Origin of the sequence: Streptomyces niphimycinicus (assembly GCF_018883605.1) — a bacterium.
GTDB lineage: Bacteria > Actinomycetota > Actinomycetes > Streptomycetales > Streptomycetaceae > Streptomyces > Streptomyces niphimycinicus.
Map to the genome: position 1 here is coordinate 1 of NZ_JAHLEM010000744.1, position 2,196 is coordinate 2,196.

General features: G+C 73.9%; 2 protein-coding genes and 1 pseudogene. 2 read left to right on the top strand and 1 reads right to left on the bottom strand.

The window, feature by feature from the left end:
• Nucleotides 1-309 (bottom strand): annotated as a pseudogene (locus KN815_RS41635) (aminoglycoside phosphotransferase family protein); the annotation flags it as partial.
• Nucleotides 310-487: 178 nt separating this feature from the next.
• Between KN815_RS41635 and KN815_RS41640 the strand changes: the two are divergent.
• Together KN815_RS41640 and KN815_RS41645 are read left to right on the top strand one after the other, a co-directional pair.
• A complete protein-coding gene (locus KN815_RS41640) occupies nucleotides 488-1,387 on the top strand; it encodes a cyclase family protein (RefSeq protein ID WP_216346974.1) in 900 nt (299 codons plus the stop codon).
• Nucleotides 1,388-1,512: 125 nt separating this feature from the next.
• Nucleotides 1,513-2,100 (top strand): TetR/AcrR family transcriptional regulator, encoded by a 588-nt coding sequence (locus KN815_RS41645; RefSeq protein ID WP_216346975.1) that lies wholly within the window; start codon nucleotides 1,513-1,515, stop codon nucleotides 2,098-2,100.
• Nucleotides 2,101-2,196 lie beyond the last annotated feature (96 nt).

The window sequence follows — 2,196 nt, forward strand, 5'->3', positions numbered from 1 at the left end:
GGCCTCCGGCGCGTCGGGCGCCACGGGTTCGCCGTACGGCCAGAGGGTGACCCGGCGGCCGTCGGGCAGCGCGGCCATGCCGTCGTCGACCGGCGGCAGCAGTATCTCCGCGCACCGGGGGTGGGCCGCGACCCCGAGCCGGACGGCCAGTTCGGCCGGATCCGTGCCGGGCGGGTGCGCCTTGGCGACGACATGGCCGCACCGCACGACGGTGCCGTCGGGCCGGTCGGCCAGGACGGTCACCTCGGCGGCGGCTTCCCCCCGGCCCCGGCGAAGGGCGGCGACGAGCTGTGCCGCGGTTTGGCTCACGGCTCCCCCATGTCATCGGCTGCCCCGGGATCGTAGCCCCTGCCGGGCGGGGTGCCGGTGCTCCGCCCCTCCTGATGCCGGGCGCTCACCCGAGTGCGGGCCGTGGGCGTATGGGGCGTCACGCTCCAAGGTTACAGAGTTTGGATTCTGTAACCTCAACCCGCTACGGTTCGGCGCCATGGACGCATCGCAGACGGGAACGGGCAACTCAGAGGAACTGCCGAGCAATTGGGGCCGGTGGGGTGAGGACGACCAGCTCGGCACGCTCAACCTCATCACCGCGGAGGCCCGGGCCAGGGGCGCCGCGGAGGCCCGCACCGGGCGGACGGTGTCACTCGCGCTTCCGATCCGGCCGGCGCCGCTCATCAGCGGCCCCTTCGCACCGTCCACCCAAGACGCCTCGCCCGTTCAGCAGATGATGGTGTACGTCGGTTCCCCGGCGCCCGCGATGGCGGACGTCATGCTGGTGACCAATCACCACCCGCGCTCGACACACCTCGACGCGCTGGGGCACGCGATCCGCGACGGGCGGGTCTATCCGGGGCGGCCCGCGGACGAGGCCGTGACACCGGCCGGCGCCCGGCACGGCTCCACGACCGCGTTCGCCGCCGGGCTCGCCACCCGGGGGATCCTGCTCGACCTGGCGGCCGGCGGCCCGTTGCCCAGTGGCCACGCGGTCACCGGGCGGGACCTCGAGGCGGCCGAGGAACGCCAGAGCGTACGGCTGGAGTCCGGAGACGCCCTGGTGGTGCGCTGCGGATGGCCCATGACGCCCGACCCCGAGCGGCCGATGCCGGGGATGAGCCTGGACGCGGTGCGCTGGATGCACCGGCGCGGCGTGTCGCTCTACGCGGGCGACATCGGCGACGCGCACCCGGACCTGGACCCCGCCTGCCCGTTGCCGCTGCACCGGGTCGCCCTGCCGATGATGGGCCTGCCGCTGATCGACGCCGCCGAGGTGGACGAGCTCGCCGCCGTCTGCGCGGAGCTGGGCCGCTATGCTTTCCTGCTCACCGTGGCGCCGCCGCGTATCCACGGGCTGACCGGGGTGCCCGTCAACCCGCTCGCACTCTTCTGACGAGCTTCTGACGAGCCACTACTTCCGACGAGCCACGAGGAGGAACTGGCAGTGAGGGAGCAGCCGGTGCCCGCCGCCGGGGCCGGGAGCCGCGTGGTGCGGTGCGTACGGAACGGCGAGCGCTGATGCGTACGGGCCCCCTCGACGCCGAGACCATCCTGACGGCCACCGAGGACGTGCTGCGCCGCCATGGACCGGCGAAGGCCACGGTGCTGGACGTGGCGCGGGCGCTGGGAGTCAGCCACGCCAGCGTCTACCGCCACTTCCCGTCCAAGGCGGCGTTGCGCGAAGCCGTCACCCGGCGCTGGCTGGGCCGGGCGCGCGAGCCCCTCGCGGCGGTCGCGACCGGCACCCGGCAGGCCCCGCCGGAGCGGCTGCGCACCTGGTTCACCACGCTGTTCGCCGCCAAGCGGAAGCTGTTGTCCGAGGACCCGGAGCTCTTCGCCACCTACCGGGTCCTGGCGGCCGAGCACAGCAGCGCGGCCGCCGACCATGTGACCGACCTGGTCGAGCAACTGCGCGCCATCATCGCCGCCGGCGTCACCAGCGGGGACTTCACTTCCCCCGACCCCACCGCGACGGCCCGGACCGTCTTCGACGCCACGATGGCCTACCACCACCCGGCGCACGCCCCCGAGTGGCGGTCCCCGGGCGCCGAGGCCGCCTTGGAGTCCATCTGCACCCTGCTCATCAACGGCCTGCGCCCGCGCTGACGCCGCGTGTGTAGGGACGGGCCGTGCGGTGGGTGGCCGTAGGACGAGTCAGTCCATGTCGTCCGCACCGCCGAGCTTTTCGACGATGGTCTCGTC